The organism is Ideonella sp. P3_A4 (assembly GCF_056403075.1).
Genome location: NZ_JBFUGE010001352.1, coordinates 1 through 580, shown reverse-complemented (window position 1 = coordinate 580; position 580 = coordinate 1). Strand labels below are relative to the sequence as shown.

The window sequence follows — 580 nt, the reverse complement described above, 5'->3', positions numbered from 1 at the left end:
GCCTCGAGAAGCTGGCATTGGCAGAAGACGCTTCAAGTGAACTGGACCTTCAACCCGGCTGTGGGCCTGGCGTTCGAGGTAAGGGGCGGCTTGCGGCTTGCCGCAAGACGTCCCCTTGACTGAGGGGTTAGGCATCGGCTTCACTTGAGGGACTCCAAGTATTCGACAACGTTTCTCCTCGAGTACCGCTTGGCATAGTCGAGGGCCGACAACCCCATGTCGTCTGTCGAATCGATGTTCGCGCCCTTGCTTAGGAGTAGCTTGACCATCTCAAGGTGGCCGCGCTTGGCGGCCTTCCAAAGTGGGTGAATGTGCGTGCGCTCCGAGGCACCTTCTACGTTGGCACCGTGCTGAAGCAACACTGCAGCAGTTTCGAGTTGATTTTCCTCCGCCGCAGCCACAAGCGCCCAAGTCGGAGGGTCCTTGTCTTCTGGGAACTCAGCAGCCAACTCGGCCAGATGGACAAGAAGTGCCTGTGTTTCCCCCGCCTTCGCGAGAGCATAGAGCTTGGAGAACGATCGCAGAGACACAGGATGCCTAACGTTCGAGGTAAGGGGCGGCTTGCGGCTTTGCCGCAAGA

The 580-nt window shown here is 58.8% G+C and carries 1 protein-coding gene; it reads right to left on the bottom strand.

The window, feature by feature from the left end; genetic code table 11:
- Window positions 1-140: 140 nt before the first annotated feature.
- The coding region (locus tag AC1DYI_RS37980) for an ankyrin repeat domain-containing protein (protein WP_477209204.1) at window positions 141-580 on the bottom strand (440 nt) is incomplete at its 5' end.